Raw genomic sequence first — 17,210 nt, forward strand, 5'->3', positions numbered from 1 at the left:
TGTCGATCTCGGGGGTTCCCCGTTCGACTACCCGGTGAGAGGGTCCGCAGGAGACCCCCGGAACCAGGAGGCGATGACGATGAAGTACATGCTGATCATGCGGTCGAGCGAGGACTGGACCCCTGAGGAGGCCGCGGAGGTCGACTTCGCCGAGATGCTCGACACCATGGGCGCGTTCAACGACGAGCTGATCGCGGCCGGCGTGCTGGTGGCCGCGGAGGGCCTCGACGACGCCGCGAAGGGCGTCGTCGTCGACTACGCCCAGCAGCCGCCGCTCGTCACCGACGGACCGTACGGCGAGGCCAAGGAGCTGTTCGGCGGGTTCTGGATCCTGGACGTGGCCTCGCAGGAGGAGGCGGTCGAGTGGGCGAAGCGCGTGCCGCTGGCGGGGCCGGGCAGCAAGACCGAGGTCCGGCGGATCGCGAGCATCGACGAGTTCCCCCAGGACAACCCGTACGTCCAGCGGGAGCGGGCCTGGCGCGAGCGGACGGGGCAGCTCTGAGCGTCACGAGCACGTCCGGTGGCCGGGCCGCGGTCGAGGCGGTGTGGCGGATGCACTCCGCCCCCATCGTCGCGACGCTGGCCCGGTCCACCGGCGACCTCGCGCTCGCCGAGGACCTGGCGCAGGAGGCCCTCGCCGAGGCGCTGGTGACCTGGCCGCGCGACGGCGCCCCGGCGAACCCCGCGGGCTGGCTGGTCACCGTGGGCCGGCGCCGTGCCGTCGACGCGTACCGGCGGCGGGCCGCCCTCGACGCGCGGTACGCCGCGCTGGCCCGCGAGCTGCCGCGCGACGGCGCGGCGCCCGCCGGTCCGGAGCCGGACCTGCTGTGGGACCCGGACCGGGTCGGGGACGACGTCCTCGCGCTCATGTTCACCGCGTGCCACCCGGTGCTGTCCCAGGAGGCACAGGTCGCGCTGACGCTGCGGGTGGTCGGTGGCCTGAGCAGCGACGAGATCGCCCGCGCCTTCCTGGTGCCCACGGCGACCGTGCAGGCCCGGATCACCCGTGCCAAGAAGACCCTCACCGCCGCGCGGGTGCCCTTCGCCGTCCCGTCCGCCGAGGACCGCCGGGAGCGGCTCGGCGCGGTGCTGGCCGTGGTCTACCTGATCTTCACGGAGGGGTCCACGGCGACGTCCGGCGACGACTGGATCCGGCCCGACCTCGCGCACGAGGCGGTGCGGCTCGCCCGGGTGCTGGCCCGGCTGCAGCCCGACGAGACCGAGGTGCACGGGCTGCTCGCGCTGCTGGAGCTCACGGCGGCGCGGTTCCCCGCCCGCACCGGCCCCGACGGCGCCCCGGTGCTGCTGGAGGACCAGGACCGGCGGCGCTGGGACCGGTCCGCGATCCGCCGCGGCCGGGCTGCGCTGGCGGTCGCGGGGCGGGTCGGCCAGGGCCTCGGCGCGTACGGGCTGCAGGCGGCCGTCGCGGAGTGCCACGCGGTGGCGCCCTCCGTCGGGTCCACCGACTGGGAGCGCGTGGTGCTGCTGTACGACGCGCTCAGCCGCCTGGCGCCGTCGCCGGTCGTCGAGCTCAACCGGGCGGTCGCGGTGGCGCAGGCGCGGGGGCCGGCGGCCGCGCTGGTCCTGGTCGACGCGCTGGTCGCGGACGGCGCGCTGCCAGGGTCCCACCTGCTGCCGAGCGTCCGCGGCGAGCTGCTGCGGCGGCTCGGGTGCGTCGACGAGGCGCGCGCCGAGGTCGAGCGCGCCGTGGCCCTGTGCGGGAACGCGCGGGAGCGTGCGCTGCTCCGAGGGCGGCTCACGTGAACCCTTCGCGGCAGTCCCCGGTCGCCGGGCTCCTCGAGGACCTGGTCGGTCCGGGTGCCCGGGTCGTCGCCGAGACGAGCGGCGACGGGGGAGCCCGCGCCTGGCACGTCGTCGACGCCGACGGCGTGGCGCTGGTCGTCAAGGTCGCGCCCGCGGGAGCCGGCCTGCGGCTCGCGCGCTCGGCCCGCGCCCAGCGCGCCGCGGCGGACGCCGGCATCCCGGTGCCGCGGGTGCTCAGCGCCGGGACTTGCGGAGAGCAGCAGCACCTGGTCTACGAGCGCGTCGACGGCCGCCCGTGGCGGGAGGTGGCGCCGCGCCTCGCGGCGGCGGACCGTGTCCGGGTGCTCGACGGGCTGACCGACGTGCTCGAACGCCTCCGCCGCGTGCCGTATCCCGGGTCCGGGGACCTCGACCACCCGACCGGCACCGCGCTCGACGCGCTCCGCGCCCGCACCCGCGACCGGGTCGGGGACCCCGCGCGCCGGGCAGTCGCCGAGCAGGTGCTGGACCGGCACGGCCACGTGTTCGGGGACGCCGAGCGCGCCGTCCTGGTGCACGGCGACCTGCACCACGCGAACGTCCTGGTCCGGCACGACGAGCACGGCTGGGCCGTGGCGGCGGTGCTCGACTGGGACAGCGCCTGGGCGGGCCCCGCGGACGCCGACGCGGCGCGGGCCGCACTGTGGGACGACATGCCGGGCGAGCCGGAGCCCGTCGGGGTCCGCGCCGCCGTGCACCAGCTGCTGTGGTGCCTGGAGTACCCCGTCGGCACTCACCGGCACCTGGACGACACCCGGCGGCTGGCGGCCCTGCTCGGGGTCGGCGTCGCGGGGCTCAGCCCCGCAGGGTGAGCACCTCGGCGCCGTCCTCGGTGATCGCGACGGTGTGCTCGCTGTGCGCGGTGCGGCAGCCCGTCGCGCTGCGCAGCGTCCAGCCGTCGGCGTCCGTGACCAGCTCGTCGGTGTCCGCCATCACCCACGGCTCGATCGCCAGCAGCAGTCCGGGCCGGAGCGTGAAGCCGCGGCCGGGGCGGCCCGCGTTGGAGATGTGCGGGTCCTGGTGCATCGTCGAGCCGACCCCGTGGCCGCCGAACTCGAGGTTGATCGGGTACCCGGCGCCGTCGAGCACGGTGCCGATCGCGTGCGACAGGTCGCCGATCCGCGCGCCGGGGCCCGCCACGGCGATCGCCGCGGCCAGCGCGCGCTCCGTCACCTCGATCAGCGCGAGGCTCTCGGCGGGCTGCGTGCGCCCGACCACGAAGCTCACCGCGGAGTCCGCGACCACGCCGCCGAGCGAGACGGCGAGGTCGAGCGTCAGCAGGTCGCCGTCGGCGAGCACCTGGTCCCGCGGCTTCCCGTGCAGGACGGCGTCGTTCACCGAGGTGCAGATGTAGTGCCCGAACGGCCCGCGGCCGAACGACGGCGCGTAGTCGACGTAGCAGGACTGCGCGCCGGCCTCGACGATCATGGCCTGGGCCCACCGGTCGATCTCGAGCAGGTTCGTGCCGACGGCGGCCCGCCCCTGCAGCGTCTGCAGGATGTGCGCGACCAGCGCGCCGGTGTCCCGGGCGCGGGCCAGCTCGGTGGGGTTCAGGATCTCGATCATCGTGCGGCGTCCTCCGTTTCCAACAACTATCCCGGCAAGAGTATCCCGGTATTAGTATCGGCTCATGGTCCGGCTCCCGCTCTCACCCGACGAGGTCGCCCGTGGGCAGCGCCTCGGTGCCCTGCTGCGCCGCGCCCGGGGCGAGCGGTCGATGCTCACCACCGCGCTCGACGCGGGCGTGTCGCCGGAGACGCTGCGCAAGATCGAGACGGGCCGGGTCGCCACGCCGGCGTTCCCGACCATCGCGGCCATCGCCGCCGTGCTCGGGCTGTCGCTGGACGCCGTCTGGGCCGAGATCAGCGCGCCGGAGGACGCCGACGGGCGGCTGGCGTCCTAGCCGCCAGCCCGCGCACCCGCGCCCGCACCCGCTCGCCCGCGGCGCGCCACGGCCCCTGCTGGGGCCAGTGCAGGACCACCGACCGCCAGCCGCGAGCGAGCCGCAGCACCATGCCGCCCGGCGAGCGGAACGGGCGGGCGGAGATGGAGACCGCGAGCCCGTCGTCGTACCGGACGGACCCCGGCCGCAGGTGGAAGCTCAGGTCGAGGTCGTCGTGCACGTCCTCGTCCCGGTGCACCGCCGTCCGCGCCGCCCGCCACGCCGACGCGCGCACCGCGAACCCGGAGCCGAACACCGGCGTCCCGCCGAGCGCGAGCCCCGCCAGCACGAAGTACGTCTGCATGTAGAGCAGGTGCGCGATCCCGGCGGGCACCCGGCGCAGCCCGCGGAACCGGCCGGGCCCGGTGACCGCGTCGCACGCCGGGTCGGCCGTCATCAGGTGCTCGACGCGCGCCAGCCAGTCCGGAGGGAGGACGGTGTCCGCGTCGACCCGCGCGATGACGTCCCCGGTCGCCGCGTCGTAGCCGGTCGCGGCGGCGGGCCAGATCCCGCGGACGGGCTCGTGCACCACCCGGGCGCCCGCCGCCGCGGCGAGGCGGGCCGTCGCGTCGCTGCTGCCGTTGTCGACCACGACGACCTCGTCGGGCTGCCGCGTCTGCGCCGCGACGGACGCGAGGCAGCGGGGCAGGCGGTCGGCCTCGTCGCGGGCCGGGACGACCAGGGAGATCCGCAGCCGGCCCGCGTCCCGCTCCACACCGGGGGAGCCGGGCCGGTCCTGCTGGTCCGCGTGGGGGTCGTCGAGCACGCCCCAGTGCCTCACGCGGCCGGGGCCGGCGCAACCCAGGAAGGCGCGATCCCCGGCGGCGGCGGCCTGGTCCTGCTCGGCTACGGCTGCACCCAGGGCGACGTCACGGTCGTGCCCGGTACCGGGCGCACCGTGATCCTGTCGGGGCCGGCGCGGACCGCGTCACCCGCGCAGCAGGACCGGCATCACCAGACCGACGTCGTCCGGGCGCCCGCTCGGGGACACGCTGAGAACGGATCTGCGGTCCTCGAGGGCGAGGTGCACCCGTTCGGTGCCGGCCGCCCGCACGGCGTCCAGCAGGAACGTGCGGGAGAAGCCGTGCACGTCCCTGGCGCGCGGTGCGGTCAGCCGGACCCGGTCGCCGTCGAGGCGGACGACGACGACGTCATCCGCTTGCTCGGCACCGGCGACGAGATCGTCGGAGGCGGCGGTCGCGGTCCGCGCCCTCGGCACCCCCAGGAGCTGCTCGTAGTCCGGGTACGCGGCGTCGAGGGGTGCTCCCGATACCCCGAGAAGGTCGAGGACACGCGCCCCGAGCGCGATCGCGCCGGTGCCTGCCACGGACGTCGCCGCGTCCAGCTGCTCCAGGGTCGCGACCACCCGGGTCTCCGGGCCGGACGGCTCCCCGACCGGGATCGTCGCGACGGCGAGACGACGACGGTCGCAGGCGACGACCCGGAGGACGGGCCCGTCCAGGTGGAGCAGGATCCCGGCCAGCGCGGGCCACTCGGGGTCCGCGCCGACGGCGTCCCGGACGGCGGCGACCGCGCCCGCGAGCTCGGTGGCGTCGACGGTGCCACGTCCCGGCTCGGCCAGGATGTCGGCCGCGGTGTCGAGGTGGGCGCCGGCGGCCGCCAGGTCCTCCTCGAGCCGGCGACGGTGGCGCGCCAGGACAGCGTGCGCGCGGTCCGGCGCCGCCAGGACCGCGACGAGGTCCGCCACGGGCAGCCCGGCCTGGCGCAGGCTGGCGACGAGCCGCGCGGTGTGGACCTGGGCGGAGGTGTACCAGCGGTAGCCGGTCGCGGGGTCGACGTGTGCCGGCCGCAGCACGCCGGCGGCGTCGTAGTAGCGGAGCGCGCTCACCGACGGGCCGCCGGCGCGCGCGAGCTCGCCGATGCTGAGCAGGTCGTCGGGCACGGAGCCACTCTGGACCCTCGACCCACGTGAGGGTCAAGCAGCGCCGCGCTCGCCCGACGGGACGGTCGCGCCTGGACCCACCGGGCGACCGACGTCTTCGGAGGTCCGGGTCGTGCCGGTCGACCACCGGCGCGCGCCCGCGGCCGTCGCCACCAGGGCCGCCGCCGTCGCGCTCAGTGCCCATCCCGGGTGGGTGCGCTCGGCGACCGCGCCGAGCACGGTGTTCGTCACCAGCACGGGCACGAGCTGGGCGAGGCCCACGAGGGCCTGGACCCGGGCGAGGTGGGTCCGGGGCGCGCTCCCCAGGACGCGCGGCGCGAGCCGAGCGACGAAGGCGCCGCTGCCGAGGCCGAACGTCAGCGCTCCGAGCACGGCGACCGTCGCGGCTGCGGCCCCGTCGAGCAGCTGGCCGGCGGCGAGCGCACCGGTCCCGGCCGCGCTGACGAGGAGACCCGCGGCACCGGAACCAGGACCCCGGGGCGACGTGGCGGGTCGTCGCCGGGTCGTGACGAGAGCTGCGACGATCACCCCGGCGCCGACCGCGCCGGCGGCCGCACCCGTCCAGCCCGACCCCCAGCCCGCCGCGCGCCCGGCCAGCGGCACCAGGAGCGACGGGACCGGCAGCATCAGAGCCGCCCCGGCGCCGGTCAGCACCAGTGCCCCCGTCAGACCAGGTGTCCGCGCGACCACCCGGAGGCCGTCGGCCAGGTCGAGCCCACGGAGCCGAGGCGCCGGGCCGTCGTCACCGCGCGGCTCGGGACCGGGCAGCTCCCGGACGACGACGAGCACGGCCAGCAAGGTGCCCAGTCCGACGACGTCGCCCCAGGCGATGGCGGGCAGACCGACCGTCCCGACCAGCACGCCCCCGAGCGGCGCGGCGAGGATGAGGACGAGCTGGCCCGAGCTCTGGCGCAGGGCCAGGGCCCGGCTGAGCTGCTCGTCCGGGACCAGCCGTCTCGGCATCGACCCGGCGGCCGGGAGGCAGAACGCGCTCACCGTGCCCAGGGCGAGGGATGCGGCCAGCAGCAGCACGGTCGGGGACCCGGTGCGCGACAGCACCAGGGCGAGCGCTGCCGTCATCGCGAGGAGTGCCGTCTCACCGCCGATCAGGACGCGGCAGGCCCCGAACCGGTCGGCGACCGCACCGCCGAGCACCAGGAGGACGAGGCGTGGCAGCCCGTTGAGGGTCAGCGCGAGCGCTGCCGTGGTCCCGCCGTGCCCGGCCGCCGCCCAGCCGAGGGCGAAGGCGAGCACGGCGTCCCCGAGGCGTCCGACGGTGACGCCGGACAGCCAGACGAGGTACTGACGGGGCAGCACGGTCGTGGGGAGGTCGGTGGTGGTCATGGCGGCACGGTCGTGCCTCGACCGGGTCGAGGGTCAACCTCGCGCCACGTCCGTCTCCCACGACCCCAGCAGGTCGGGGTCCCGACCTCGGCGGTCGGTCGTCCGGCCGGCGGGTCAGCCGACGCCCGGCACCCCGGCGTACTCGGCGAGCGGCGCCGCGCCCGTCGTCTCGTACTCGAGCAGCAGCAGCCCCGACGGCGTGACGTCGTGCTCCACGAGCCGGAGCCCCAGGTCGGCACCGGGGTGGGGGAGCAGCCGACGGCCATCGCCGACCGCCACGGGCGCGACGGCGAGCCGGAGCGTCTCGACCAGGCCCGCGGCGAGCAGCGTCGACGCGAGGCGGGCGCTGCCGTGCACCTGCAGCTCGCGCCCCGGCCGCCCCCTCAGCGCGGCGACCGCCGTGACCACGTCGCCGCCCAGGACGGTCGTCGGGTGCCACGACCCCGACCGCAGCGTCGTGCTGGCCACGTACTTCGGCAGCGCGTTCATCCGCGCCGTGAACGGGTCCGGCTCGGGGATCTGCGGCCAGTCCCGCGCGAACGCCTCGTAGGTGCGCCGGCCGAGCAGCAGCCCGTCGGCCCGGTCCAGCCAGTCCGACGCGCGGCGGACGAACGCCTCGTCCAGGTACGGGACGAACCAGCCGCCGTGCCGGAAGCCGTCGCTCGGGTCCTCGTCGGCGGAGCCGGGACCCTGGCTGACCCCGTCCAGCGTGACGAACTGGGTGACGGTGACCCTCATGCCGCCGCGCCGCCCTCGACCAGCACCGCGAGGGCCTCGGTGACGGAGCCCCAGCCCTCGAAGAACCCGAGCTCCTCGTGGCGGTCCCGGTGCGCCGGGTCCCCGTGGCGCACGACCACCCGGTAGTCGGTGCCGTCCGGGTGCTCGGCGAGGACGATCTCGGCCGTCATCGACACCGGTTCCGGCCACGCCGGCCGCCAGGCGCTGTCGAGCGCGTTGGTGAACACCAGGCGGCGCTCCGCCTCCACGACCAGGAACACACCGTCCGTGTGCGGCACGAACGTCTCGCCGTCGTCGCTCATCCGCGTGACGAACGCGCCGCCGGGCCGGACCTCGAGCCGGTCGACCCGGGCGCGCGTCGGGGCGGGCACCCACCACCGCTCCAGCAGCGCCGGCTCCGTCCACGCGCGCCAGACGTCGCGGCACGGGGCCCGCATCACGCGGTGCAGCGTCAGGTCGAGCGCGGGGTCGATCGAGAGCGTGGTCACGGGGTCTCCTCCAGGTGGGTGACGAGGTGCTCGAGCCGGTCGGTACGGCTCTCCCAGAGCGCGCGCTGCTCGGCGAGCCAGTCGTCGACCAGCGCGAGGCGCTCGCGGTTGAGCGTGCAGGTGCGGACCCGGCCGGACTTCGCGGTCCGGATCAGCCCGCAGCGCTCGAGCGTCCGCACGTGCTTCATGAACGACGACAGCGTGATGTCGTGCGGGCGGGCGAGCTCGCTGACGGCGGCGGGACCCCGCCCGAGGTACCGGACGACGGCGCGCCGGGTCGGGTCGGCCAGCGCGACGAGCACCTCGTCGAGCGCGTCCGGATGGTGTGCCATGAGGAACAGCATGCCAGAAACTGTGCCGCGAAGAACAGTATCTCGGGCGGAAGGTGACGACGAGAGCGCGGAAGTCGTGTCCTTCTGCACCGGTTCGTCCCCGGGGGGATCCGCTTTCAACGGGAGGCCCGGGCTCAGGTTCGGGGCGTCGGGGCCGATGGGAGTGAGGGTCGGAGCGGGAGGGGAGTCGTGAGCCAGGTGGACGAGGCGCCGGACACGGTCGAGGACCCGCGGTGGGACGCCGCGCTGCGGGGCGTCCTGGACGACCCGGCGCGGCACGCGCTGCACGCGCAGCCGATCGTCGAGCTCGCGACCGGCTTCGTCACCGGGTACGAGCTGCTGTCGCGGTTCGACGGGCCGTTCCGCGCGTCGCCCGACCGCTGGTTCGAGGCCGCGCAGCACTGGGGGCACAACCCGCGCCTGCAGGCCCGCGTGCTGGAGAAGGCCGTCGCGGCGCGGGCCGACCTGCCGCCGAACACCTTCCTCACCGTGAACGTCGACCCGCACCTGCTGTCGGACGACCTGGTCGCGGCTGCGCTGGACCGGCACGACGACCTGTCCCGGGTGGTCCTGGAGCTCACCGAGCACACGCAGGTGGACGACGCCGGGCGCGCGGGCGCGGTGCTGGACCGGGCGCGGGCGGCGGGCGCCCTCGTCGCGATGGACGACGCCGGGACGGGGTACGCCGGCCTGCAGCTGCTGCTGGAGCTCCGGCCGGACATCGTCAAGCTCGACCGCGCCCTGGTGACCGGCATCGACGCCGACCCGGTGAAGCGCACCCTCGTCCAGGTGTTCGGGGACCTGGTCGGCCGGATGGACGGGTGGATCCTCGCGGAGGGCATCGAGACCCGGGGCGAGCTCGACGCGCTGATCGGGCTGGGCGTGCCGCTCGGGCAGGGCTGGGCGCTGGGCCGGCCGCAGCCGCAGATGCTCCCCGCGCTGCCCGCCGAGGACGTCGCGCACATCCGCCGCACGGCGGCCCGCACCTCGCTGACGTCGAGCATCGCGAGCCTGGTCCACCCCGCGGAGGCGGGCCGGGACCGGGAGCGCTGCGACGTGCTGGTCGGGGAGAACGGCATGGTGGCCGAGGTCCGCGACGACATCGGCCGGTGGGTGCCGGCGATGACCGTGGCACCCAGCGCGCCGGTGGTCGACGTGGCGCGGCGTGCCCTGCTCCGGCACGAGCTGCGCCGGTGGGACCCGCTGGTCTGCACGGACCCGAACGGCGCCGTCCTGGGGACCGTCGCGATGGAGCGGGTGATCCTGGCGGTCTGCGACTCAGTCCCGGGGTAGTCCCGGCCGATGAGCCTGGAGACGGGCCCGAGCACCGCGGGCCCAGCGAGAGAAGGACGTGACATGAAGGCATTCCGCTGCGGCGACGTCGTCCCCGGCTGCGCCCGTGCGTTCACCGGCACCGAGGACGAGATCCTCGGTCAGGTGGCGCAGCACGCCCAGCACGACCACGGCCTGGCCGAGGTCCCCGCCGAGCTGGTGGCGCAGGTCCGCGCCGCGATGGTCCCTGCCTGACCTCAGGCCGCCAGGTGGAAGGTGCTGGCGAAGCGGTGCAGCAGCGCGCCGCTCCCGCCCAGCACCTCCACCACCCCGGTCGCGAGGGCGCGGTCCGGTGCGAGCTCGCCGGAGATCACCCGGCGGATGCCCGGTCCCGCGGCGAACGCCAGGTCGGCGGCGCCGTCGCCGCCGGCGATGTCGAGGGTCGGGCCGTCGACCCGGACCAGCAGCTCCGCGGCGCCGAGGTGCGCCGCGTACGCCGTGGGCGGGAGCTCGGCGGCCACCTCCGGCCGGAAGGCCGTCCGCAGCGCGACCGTCATCGCGTCGGCGGTCATCACCTGCCCCTCCCGGGGCTCGCCCAGCGCCTTGAAGCCCCAGGCGCCGAGCGCGAGCACGACGGGCTCCAGCTCGCGCCCGTACGGCGTGAGCTCGTAGACGACCACCCGGGAGCGCGGAGCGCGCCGGATCACCCCGGCCTCCTGCAGCTCCTTGAGCCGGGCCGCCAGGACGTTGCTCGGGATGCGGGGGAGGCCCGCGGCGAGCTCGCCGTAACGGCGCGGCCCGACCAGCAGGTCGCGGATGATCAGCAGGGCCCAGCGCTCGCCGACCAGCTCCAGGCCGCGCGTGACCCCGCAGTACTGCCCGTAGTCGCGCGCGGCCACGGTGCTCAGGCCTGCTGGTTCGCCACGGCCCCGGGGCCGTGCTCGGCGGCGACCGGGTCCATCCAGCCGAACTCGAGCAGGTTGCCGTCGGGGTCGGCCAGCTGGCGCTGGTACATGAAGCCGTAGTCCGAGGCGGGCCGCTCCTCGACGCCACCGGCCGCCAGGCCGGCGGTCACCGTGGCGTCGACCTGGTCCCGGCTGTCCAGGAAGATCGCGGTCGCCACCGAGACCGTCGTCCGGGGGTCGCCGACCGGCCGGTCGCTGAACGTCTGGAAGTACTCGCGGGTGACGAGCATGAAGTACCCGTGGTCGTCCTCCACCACCACGCACGCCGCGTTGTGGTCGGTGAACTGCGGGTTGATGGTGAACCCGACGCCCGTGTAGAACGCCTTCGCGCGCTCCAGGTCGGTCACCGGCAGGTTGACGAACATCGCGGTCATCGTGCTCTCCCTCGAACGCTCCACGTGCTGACGTGCTGACGTGCCCACACTTGCGAAAAACAAGTGCGGCGTCAAGACCCACCCGCCCTCGGTGTGCTGCGAGACTGCCCGCATGCCGCACCTGGTCCACGCGGCGCGCGTGGCTGGCCGGCAGCGGCAGGCGTCGCGCTGCTCGTGGTCCTCGCGTACGTCGGGGTCGTCGCCCTGCTCTCGGCGGTGCACTGACTCCCTTCCGTCCGCACGTGTGTCGGGTCTAGCGTCCGGCAGATGAGCCGCACCCGGATCCACAACCTCTCGGTGTCCCTGGACGGCTTCGCCGCCGGCGAGGGCCAGTCGCTGGAGCAGCCCATGGGGCATGCCGGGGAGCGCCTGCACGAGTGGATGTTCGCCACCCGGTTCGGCGCGACGATGCTCGGGCGCACGGGTGGTGCCGACGGCGTGGACGACGCGATCGCGCGGCGGCACGAGCCGGGGATCGGCGCCGAGATCATGGGCGCCGGCAAGTTCGGGCCGCCCGGGTGGCAGGACGACCCCGGCTGGACGGGCTGGTGGGGTGCGACCCCGCCGTTCCGCACCCCGACCTTCGTGCTCACCCACCGGCCGCGACCGCCCGTCGAGATGGCCGGCGGGACGACGTTCCACTTCCTCGACGCACCACGGGCGGAGGCGCTCCGCGTCGCGCGGGAGGCAGCGGGTGGCCAGGACGTCCGGATCGGCGGGGGACCGACCGTCGCCCGCGACTTCATCGCCGCCGGGCTCGTCGACCACGTCCACGTGGCCCAGGTGCCGATCGTCCTCGGACGCGGGGTGCGGCTGTGGGACGGGCTCGAGGCGCTGGAGGCCGACTACGACGTCGAAGCCGTCTCCACCCCGAGCGGGGTCACGCACCTCACGTTCACCCGGCCGTGACGCGGAGCCGCCCTAGGACTCCGGGTCGAACATGATCTCCCGGACCTCCTGCGTGCAGCGGCAGCCACGGGCGATCCGTGCCGCCCAGTGCACGGCGTCCTCGCGGGCGGGCACCTCGATGATCGCGAAGCCGCCGACGACGGCCTTGGTCTCCGGCGAGGGGCCGTCCGTCACCGTCCCGTCGGGATCGACCAGCGACGCACGCTGCCGCAGCAGCCCGCCGCCGAAGACCCACACGCCCGCGTCCTTGGCCTCCTGCACGACGGCGTGCGACGCGGCGCCCACCTCGGGCATGTCCACGTCGGGGATGTGGTCCATCGCACCGTCGTCGAACGAGATCAGGTAGCGGCGCATCGGTGAACTCCGTCGTCCGGGGTGCTCGTGCCTGGCGGGCCCAGGATAGGGCGCCGCCGGCGCGGCAGCGCCTAGCCTGGCGTCGTGAGCAGCGCGCTGGACGAGGGTCCGTTCTTCCACGGCACGAAGGCCGACCTGCGCACCGGGGACCTCCTGACCGCGGGCTTCCGGTCGAACTACCGGCCCGAGGTCGTCATGAACCACGTCTACTTCACGGCGCTCGTCGACGGCGCGGGGCTCGCGGCGGAGCTCGCGGCGGGAGCCGGAGCGCCCCGCGTCTACGAGGTCGAGCCCACCGGGCCGTACGAGGACGACCCGAACGTCACCGACAAGAGGTTCCCGGGCAACCCGACGCGGTCCTACCGCAGCGGCGCACCGCTCCGGGTCGTCGGCGAGGTCACCCGGTGGACGCGCCTGACGCCCGAGGCCCTGGCGACATGGCGGGAGCGCCTCGCCGCGCTGCGTGCGGACCAGCGGGGCGAGATCATCAACTGAGGCGCACCACCGGGCGGCTACGTCGCCGAGGGCACCGGGGCGTCGGCCTGCACCCCCCGGACCAGCAGGAGCAGCTCCGCGTCGTCGAGGCCCTCGGCCCGGCCGCGGGCGACCAGGGCCCGGACGTCGCCGAGCAGGTCGTGGCCGTGCGCCGTCCTCCCGGCCGGTGCCGGGCCCCCGGGTCGGACCGCACCCTCCGCCACGACCGTCCCCGTGCGTCGCCGCGAGTGCACGACCCCCGATGCCTCGAGCTCGCGGTAGGCGCGCTGGACGGTCCCGACCGCGACCCCGAGGTCGCGCGCCAGGTCGCGGGACGCGGGCAGCCGCGCACCCGGCAGGAGCGACCCGACGGCGACGAGGGCCGCCAGCTGCGCACGGATCTGCTCGTAGACCGGGGTCGGGGCGTCGAGGTCGACCCGGAGCTCCGTCACGCCGGTGCCCCGTCGAGGACCTCCCGGCCGGCACGGGCGCCGGGAGCCCGCGGGCGCGGTACCGCCGTGGCCGCGACGACCACCGAACCGAGGACGAGCACTCCGCCGACGCCGGCGGAGAGGGCGGCGCCCACCGCGTGCTCCGTGCTGCGCAGCGCCAGCGCCGCGAACAGCATCGTCAGCCCCACCCCGGTGCCGGTCCACAGCTGCGCACCGGCGAGCACGCGAGCCGCTGCGACCCGGCGCACGGCGTCGTCGTGCTCGGCCGGCAGGTGGGGGAGGGGCGGCCGTCGCGTGACGGTGCGCAGCGACAGCAGCACCGCGGCGCACACGCAGACGAGCCCGACGGCGATCGGGACGCCGTAGTACCACCCGGGGTACGGGCCGGCGGATCCCCACTCGACCAGGTCGCCGTCGCGCGTCGTCACGAGGGTGGCGACCCGCTGGCCGTCCGGCATCGAGGTCGCCCCGTAGACCAGGAGCGCGAGCATCCCGGTACCGACGGTGGCGGCGAGCACCGTGAGGCGCCAGCCACCCGTGTCCCGGAGGGTGCGGCGGTGCAGGGCCGCGGTCCGCACGGCGCCCCGCGGGCGGGGCCAGGTGCGCTCGCCGAGCGCGCGGACCAGGCAGAGCAGCACCGCGGCGAGGTACGGCGCGGTGGCGGCGCCGAGCGCGAAGAACGGCGATCGCTGCTCGTCGCCCCGGGACAGCGGCATCGCGGGTGCCATCAGGACGGCCGCGGTCGCCGCCGCGCTCACCACGGCGGCGGCGACCGACACGCGCGTCTCGTGGCGCTGGGCCGCAGCCGCCACCGCCGGCCGGTCCGGGGCGGGCCCTGCGCCGGAGCTCGACAGGAGTGCGACCACGAGCACGACGGCGACCACCGTCAGTCCGAGCAGGGCGACGAGGACGAGAGCTGACACGGTGCCTCCAATGACTCAATGCGTTGCCTCATTGAATCAGAGAGCCGGGTGCGCGTCCACGCCTCCTCGTGTCCGGCTACGCCGGCACGGCGTGCCCTTCCGCGCGGCGCCGCAGCACCGCTCCGCACCACGCCGCCCCGGCGGCCACCGACAGGCCGACGACCGCACCCAGGGCGACGTCGTGCGGGTAGTGGACCCCCTCGAGCACCCGGCCCGCCGCCGCCAGCAGCGCGACCACCACCGCGGCCCACGTCGCCCACGTCGATCGCGCCGCGACCGCGATCACCACGACCGCTGCGAACGCGACGGTCGCGTGGTTCGACGGCAGCGACCAGTCCCCGGCGGGAGGGCAGTGCGGGACACCGTCCCACCGCGCGCAGGGACGCCCCTGGACGAGGAGCACCTTGGCGGCCTCGCTGGTGCCGTAGGCGAGGACGACCCCCGCCGCGGCGCCGAGCACGGCGGGCAAGCGGCCGGGGTGCCGACGCCAGGCACGGACCGCCGTCACGACGACGCCGGCGGCGAGGAGCCCGAGAGCCCCGAGCGAGACCAGGTCGATCATCGGCAGCCCCGCGGACGAGGCGACAGCCCAGCGGGAGACGACCACGCTGAGGCTCCCGGGGAACGGCAGCAGCAGGGCGACGGCGACGAGGACGCCGAGGGTGGCGAGCGGGGCGGTCGGGACCTGACGAGACGTGAGCACGTCGCCGACGCTAGGCCGCGGCCCCGGTCGCGACATCCGACCGCGGTCGGACGTCGCGCGGCTCGGCGTCCGACCGCGGACGTGGTCCGCGTGCGATCAGTGCAACCGGAACATCTCCCGGCCGTCGCCGGAGTAGCCGTACAGGACGCCGTCCCACGGCCACAGCCGCTCGACCCCCTCAGGAACCGGCGTCGTCCAGATCCGGCGGCCGGTGTCGAGCGCGTACGCGGACAGCACGAGCCCGCCGGCGTCGCCCTCGCGCTCCGCGCGCAGGAGGTGGCGGCCGTCGGTCATCAGCTCGGAACCCTCCGTGAGCGCCGCCGATGTCGTCCACCGCTCGGCCCCCGTCCCGGCGTCGACGGCCCACGCGGTCGTCAGGTCGCTGCCGTACAGGACGCCGTCGAGCAGCAGGTAGCCGCTGCGGGGACCGGACTCGACCCCGCGTTCCCACCGCGCCGCCCCGGTCGCGGTGTCGACGCCCCGCAGCACGCTGCCGGAGCCGTCGGTCGCCGACACCGGCTGGACCGACGGGGCCGAGCCGTCGTCCGGCGACACGGGGACCGGGAACCCGGAGACCGTCGCGGTGCCCGCGCCGTCCGTCCCGAGGAGCCGGACGCGCATGCCGCCCGAGCTCGGGACGCCCACCAGCCCGTCACCCCGGGCGACGTACAGGCCGTCCTCCCGGGCCTGCACCCGGCCGTCGTCGGGGTCGACCGCCCACGTCCCCGAGGCACCGTGGACGAGCACGTGATCGCCCGGCGCGACGAGCCACCCGTTATGGATCGACGGCGAGACGGCGTCCGGCACCTCGGTGCGCCACCGCTCGGAGCCGTCCACGAGGTCGCTGCCGACGAGCAAGACCGCGCCGTCCTGCTCGGTGCCGACCACGAGCGTGTCGCGGACGACCGTCGCCTCGGCGTGCGGAGGCAGCGCGCGGGAGCCGGCGACCGCACGCGCGTCCAGGTCGACCTCGACCAGGCTCGTCATGACGGGGCCGGCGTCACTCGCCGGACCGTCGATCACGGTGCACCACAGGGTCGCCGCGGGTGCGGGCGTGCCCGAGGTGCAGGACGCCGCGTGCGTGTAGCCGGTGTCGTCAGGCAGCACTCCGATCTCGGCCTGCCACGCCACGTCTCCCGTGTCCGGGTGCAGGGCGACCACCGACGCCGGGGTGCCCGTCCCCGGGACCAGCACCCCTGCGACGAGGTCGTCCTCGGTCCGGGTCCCGGACATCAGGAGTCCCAGGGCGTCGCTCGTGCCCCAGGGCGTCGCCTCCAGCGGGGCCGTCACCGTCTCGGCGAGCACCCCGGGGGTGTCGCGGAGCACGTCCGCCCGGTCCTCGGCCCGGCCGTCGGCCGCAGCCTGCCAGGCCGCGGCGGCGAGGACCACGAGGGCCGGCACCGGCCACCACCGCCGGAGCAGCCTCCGCGCGCGCGTGGCGGCCACCGCCCGCCGCGGGGTGTGCGCCCCCGGCGCGGGATCGTCGTCGAGCTGCACCTCGGCCATGCGTCCCGCCCCCATGAGCGGGGACTCTACGGGCAGGCGAGGCGCGATGTGCCCGCTCGCGGAGCGTCGTGCGTCTTCCGCTCGACCGGGCCGCAGTACCAGGATCGGGGGATGGCCGACCACGTCATCAAGCCGCTGACGCCGGAGACGTTCCCCGCGTGGCTGGCGCTCGCCGAGAAGCACAACGGCGTCTGGGGCGGCTGCTACTGCAGCTACTTCCACGGCGACACCTCGAGCACGGTCAAGCACGACCACGACGGGCCCACGTTCAAGCGGCGGCTCGTCGACGAGGGCGTCGCCCACGCCGCGCTCGTGTTCGACGGCGAGCAGGCGATCGCCTGGTGCCAGTACGGCAGCCCGACCGAGCTGCCCGGGATCTACCACCGCAAGCAGTACGACGCCGGCGAGACGCACCCCGCCCCGTGGCGGATCACCTGCTTCTTCGTCGACCGGGACCACCGCCGCCACGGCGTCGCGCTCGAGGCGCTGCACGGCGCTCTCGGGCTGATCGCCCAGGCCGGTGGTGGCGAGGTGGTGTCGTTCCCGAACGAGCTCCCGCCGGGCAAGCGGACCTCGTCCTCGTTCCTGCACAACGTCACGCGCAGCATGTTCGAGGAGGCCGGTTTCGTCTTCGAGCGGCACATCGGAAAGAGCAAGACCGTGATGCGGACGACGGTCCAGCCGGCGACCTGACGCCGCCCCGGACCCGACGGCCGGGGCGGCGCGGG

23 protein-coding genes are annotated in these 17,210 nt (G+C 75.8%); 9 read left to right on the plus strand and 14 right to left on the minus strand.

The annotated features are described in order from the left end of the window. Positions 1 to 79: 79 nt before the first annotated feature. Genes AC1050_RS01770 through AC1050_RS01780 form a run of 3 tightly spaced genes read left to right on the plus strand, consistent with a single transcriptional unit; the run spans position 80 to position 2,615 of the window. Positions 80 to 502, plus strand: coding sequence for a YciI family protein (locus AC1050_RS01770; RefSeq protein ID WP_482385663.1), 423 nt, complete (start codon positions 80 to 82; stop codon positions 500 to 502). A gap of 50 nt (positions 503 to 552) precedes the next feature. Beyond that, complete coding sequence (locus tag AC1050_RS01775; RefSeq protein ID WP_482385664.1) at positions 553 to 1,764, plus strand: RNA polymerase sigma factor; 1,212 nt, start codon at positions 553 to 555, stop codon at positions 1,762 to 1,764. Then, the gene (locus AC1050_RS01780; RefSeq protein WP_482385665.1) at positions 1,761 to 2,615 is read left to right on the plus strand and encodes a phosphotransferase family protein; all 855 of its coding nucleotides are present in this window, start codon (positions 1,761 to 1,763) and stop codon (positions 2,613 to 2,615) included. Before AC1050_RS01775 ends, AC1050_RS01780 begins: the two co-directional genes overlap by 4 nt. Here the strand turns inward: AC1050_RS01780 and map are convergent. Further along, positions 2,599 to 3,369, minus strand: a complete 771-nt coding sequence (map, locus tag AC1050_RS01785; RefSeq protein WP_482385666.1) for a type I methionyl aminopeptidase — start codon at positions 3,367 to 3,369, stop codon at positions 2,599 to 2,601. The genes AC1050_RS01780 and map overlap by 17 nt on opposite strands. Positions 3,370 to 3,433: 64 nt before the next feature. On the opposite strand from map, the gene AC1050_RS01790 reads away from it, so the two are divergent. Next, the gene (locus tag AC1050_RS01790; protein ID WP_482385667.1) at positions 3,434 to 3,706 is read left to right on the plus strand and encodes a helix-turn-helix transcriptional regulator; all 273 of its coding nucleotides are present in this window, start codon (positions 3,434 to 3,436) and stop codon (positions 3,704 to 3,706) included. Here AC1050_RS01790 and AC1050_RS01795 read toward each other — a convergent pair. The 6 genes from AC1050_RS01795 to AC1050_RS01820 form a co-directional block, all read right to left on the minus strand. Next, entirely contained in the window at positions 3,666 to 4,511 is an 846-nt protein-coding gene (locus AC1050_RS01795; protein ID WP_482385668.1) for a glycosyltransferase family 2 protein, read from the minus strand. The two genes, AC1050_RS01790 and AC1050_RS01795, sit on opposite strands and share 41 nt — an antisense overlap. Before the next feature lie 162 nt (positions 4,512 to 4,673). Continuing rightward, positions 4,674 to 5,648 (minus strand): MerR family transcriptional regulator, encoded by a 975-nt coding sequence (locus AC1050_RS01800; protein ID WP_482385669.1) that lies wholly within the window; start codon positions 5,646 to 5,648, stop codon positions 4,674 to 4,676. A 33-nt stretch (positions 5,649 to 5,681) separates the two neighbouring features. Then, positions 5,682 to 6,992 carry an MFS transporter gene (locus tag AC1050_RS01805; protein ID WP_482385670.1) on the minus strand — a complete coding sequence of 437 codons (1,311 nt, stop codon included), beginning with the start codon at positions 6,990 to 6,992 and terminating at the stop codon, positions 5,682 to 5,684. A gap of 114 nt (positions 6,993 to 7,106) precedes the next feature. Then, complete coding sequence (locus AC1050_RS01810; RefSeq protein WP_482385671.1) at positions 7,107 to 7,730, minus strand: dihydrofolate reductase family protein; 624 nt, start codon at positions 7,728 to 7,730, stop codon at positions 7,107 to 7,109. Next, entirely contained in the window at positions 7,727 to 8,218 is a 492-nt protein-coding gene (locus AC1050_RS01815; protein WP_482385672.1) for an SRPBCC domain-containing protein, read from the minus strand. The genes AC1050_RS01810 and AC1050_RS01815 overlap by 4 nt, the downstream gene beginning before the upstream one ends. After that, a complete protein-coding gene (locus tag AC1050_RS01820; protein ID WP_482385673.1) occupies positions 8,215 to 8,550 on the minus strand; it encodes an ArsR/SmtB family transcription factor in 336 nt (111 codons plus the stop codon). Before AC1050_RS01820 ends, AC1050_RS01815 begins: the two co-directional genes overlap by 4 nt. A gap of 189 nt (positions 8,551 to 8,739) precedes the next feature. On the opposite strand from AC1050_RS01820, the gene AC1050_RS01825 reads away from it, so the two are divergent. Both AC1050_RS01825 and AC1050_RS01830 read left to right on the plus strand, forming a co-directional pair. Continuing rightward, a complete protein-coding gene (locus tag AC1050_RS01825) occupies positions 8,740 to 9,843 on the plus strand; it encodes an EAL domain-containing protein (RefSeq protein WP_482385674.1) in 1,104 nt (367 codons plus the stop codon). Between the two features lie 63 nt (positions 9,844 to 9,906). Next, positions 9,907 to 10,077 (plus strand): DUF1059 domain-containing protein, encoded by a 171-nt coding sequence (locus AC1050_RS01830; protein ID WP_482385675.1) that lies wholly within the window; start codon positions 9,907 to 9,909, stop codon positions 10,075 to 10,077. Positions 10,078 to 10,079: 2 nt separating this feature from the next. Here AC1050_RS01830 and AC1050_RS01835 read toward each other — a convergent pair whose 3' ends face one another. Together AC1050_RS01835 and AC1050_RS01840 are read right to left on the minus strand one after the other, a co-directional pair. Then, positions 10,080 to 10,721: a winged helix-turn-helix transcriptional regulator gene (locus tag AC1050_RS01835; protein ID WP_482385676.1), complete on the minus strand. Its 642-nt coding sequence runs from the start codon at positions 10,719 to 10,721 to the stop codon at positions 10,080 to 10,082. A gap of 5 nt (positions 10,722 to 10,726) precedes the next feature. Then, positions 10,727 to 11,161, minus strand: a complete 435-nt coding sequence (locus AC1050_RS01840; RefSeq protein ID WP_482385677.1) for a VOC family protein — start codon at positions 11,159 to 11,161, stop codon at positions 10,727 to 10,729. Between the two features lie 267 nt (positions 11,162 to 11,428). Between AC1050_RS01840 and AC1050_RS01845 the strand changes: the two genes are divergently transcribed. Then, positions 11,429 to 12,070, plus strand: coding sequence for a dihydrofolate reductase family protein (locus AC1050_RS01845; protein WP_482385678.1), 642 nt, complete (start codon positions 11,429 to 11,431; stop codon positions 12,068 to 12,070). Positions 12,071 to 12,082: 12 nt separating this feature from the next. Here the strand turns inward: AC1050_RS01845 and AC1050_RS01850 are convergent, their stop codons facing one another. Then, positions 12,083 to 12,424, minus strand: coding sequence for a YciI family protein (locus tag AC1050_RS01850; RefSeq protein ID WP_482385679.1), 342 nt, complete (start codon positions 12,422 to 12,424; stop codon positions 12,083 to 12,085). 84 nt (positions 12,425 to 12,508) lie between these two features. Between AC1050_RS01850 and arr the strand changes: the two genes are divergently transcribed. Continuing rightward, positions 12,509 to 12,919, plus strand: a complete 411-nt coding sequence (gene arr / locus AC1050_RS01855; RefSeq protein WP_482385680.1) for an NAD(+)--rifampin ADP-ribosyltransferase — start codon at positions 12,509 to 12,511, stop codon at positions 12,917 to 12,919. Positions 12,920 to 12,936: 17 nt separating this feature from the next. On the opposite strand, the gene AC1050_RS01860 is transcribed toward arr, so the two are convergent. From AC1050_RS01860 to AC1050_RS01875, 4 genes are all read right to left on the minus strand, one after another. Beyond that, positions 12,937 to 13,350 carry a GntR family transcriptional regulator gene (locus AC1050_RS01860; protein WP_482385681.1) on the minus strand — a complete coding sequence of 138 codons (414 nt, stop codon included), beginning with the start codon at positions 13,348 to 13,350 and terminating at the stop codon, positions 12,937 to 12,939. Further along, positions 13,347 to 14,273, minus strand: a complete 927-nt coding sequence (locus AC1050_RS01865; RefSeq protein ID WP_482385682.1) for a hypothetical protein — start codon at positions 14,271 to 14,273, stop codon at positions 13,347 to 13,349. The genes AC1050_RS01860 and AC1050_RS01865 overlap by 4 nt, the downstream gene beginning before the upstream one ends. A 76-nt stretch (positions 14,274 to 14,349) precedes the next feature. After that, positions 14,350 to 14,976: a phosphatase PAP2 family protein gene (locus AC1050_RS01870; protein ID WP_482385683.1), complete on the minus strand. Its 627-nt coding sequence runs from the start codon at positions 14,974 to 14,976 to the stop codon at positions 14,350 to 14,352. 96 nt (positions 14,977 to 15,072) lie between these two features. Beyond that, a complete protein-coding gene (locus tag AC1050_RS01875; RefSeq protein ID WP_482385684.1) occupies positions 15,073 to 16,497 on the minus strand; it encodes an outer membrane protein assembly factor BamB family protein in 1,425 nt (474 codons plus the stop codon). Between the two features lie 96 nt (positions 16,498 to 16,593). Here AC1050_RS01875 and AC1050_RS01880 point away from each other — a divergent pair, with 96 nt between their 5' ends. Continuing rightward, a complete protein-coding gene (locus AC1050_RS01880; protein ID WP_482385685.1) occupies positions 16,594 to 17,175 on the plus strand; it encodes a GNAT family N-acetyltransferase in 582 nt (193 codons plus the stop codon). The last annotated feature ends 35 nt before the right edge of the window (positions 17,176 to 17,210 follow it).

It is taken from the genome of Cellulomonas sp. NEAU-ZC6, from assembly GCF_056844425.1.

What these genes read in the sequence shown, in the direction of transcription:
- AC1050_RS01770 (WP_482385663.1), top strand. Translation starts at nt 80, where the DNA reads ATGAAGTACATGCTGATCATGCGGTCGAGCGAGGACTGGACCCCTGAG.
- AC1050_RS01775 (WP_482385664.1), top strand. Translation starts at nt 553, where the DNA reads ATGCACTCCGCCCCCATCGTCGCGACGCTGGCCCGGTCCACCGGCGAC.
- map (WP_482385666.1), bottom strand. Translation starts at nt 3,369, where the DNA reads ATGATCGAGATCCTGAACCCCACCGAGCTGGCCCGCGCCCGGGACACC.
- AC1050_RS01790 (WP_482385667.1), top strand. Translation starts at nt 3,434, where the DNA reads ATGGTCCGGCTCCCGCTCTCACCCGACGAGGTCGCCCGTGGGCAGCGC.
- AC1050_RS01805 (WP_482385670.1), bottom strand. Translation starts at nt 6,992, where the DNA reads ATGACCACCACCGACCTCCCCACGACCGTGCTGCCCCGTCAGTACCTC.
- AC1050_RS01810 (WP_482385671.1), bottom strand. Translation starts at nt 7,730, where the DNA reads ATGAGGGTCACCGTCACCCAGTTCGTCACGCTGGACGGGGTCAGCCAG.
- AC1050_RS01820 (WP_482385673.1), bottom strand. Translation starts at nt 8,550, where the DNA reads ATGGCACACCATCCGGACGCGCTCGACGAGGTGCTCGTCGCGCTGGCC.
- AC1050_RS01830 (WP_482385675.1), top strand. Translation starts at nt 9,907, where the DNA reads ATGAAGGCATTCCGCTGCGGCGACGTCGTCCCCGGCTGCGCCCGTGCG.
- AC1050_RS01840 (WP_482385677.1), bottom strand. Translation starts at nt 11,161, where the DNA reads ATGACCGCGATGTTCGTCAACCTGCCGGTGACCGACCTGGAGCGCGCG.
- AC1050_RS01845 (WP_482385678.1), top strand. Translation starts at nt 11,429, where the DNA reads ATGAGCCGCACCCGGATCCACAACCTCTCGGTGTCCCTGGACGGCTTC.
- AC1050_RS01850 (WP_482385679.1), bottom strand. Translation starts at nt 12,424, where the DNA reads ATGCGCCGCTACCTGATCTCGTTCGACGACGGTGCGATGGACCACATC.
- AC1050_RS01875 (WP_482385684.1), bottom strand. Translation starts at nt 16,497, where the DNA reads ATGGGGGCGGGACGCATGGCCGAGGTGCAGCTCGACGACGATCCCGCG.
- AC1050_RS01880 (WP_482385685.1), top strand. Translation starts at nt 16,594, where the DNA reads ATGGCCGACCACGTCATCAAGCCGCTGACGCCGGAGACGTTCCCCGCG.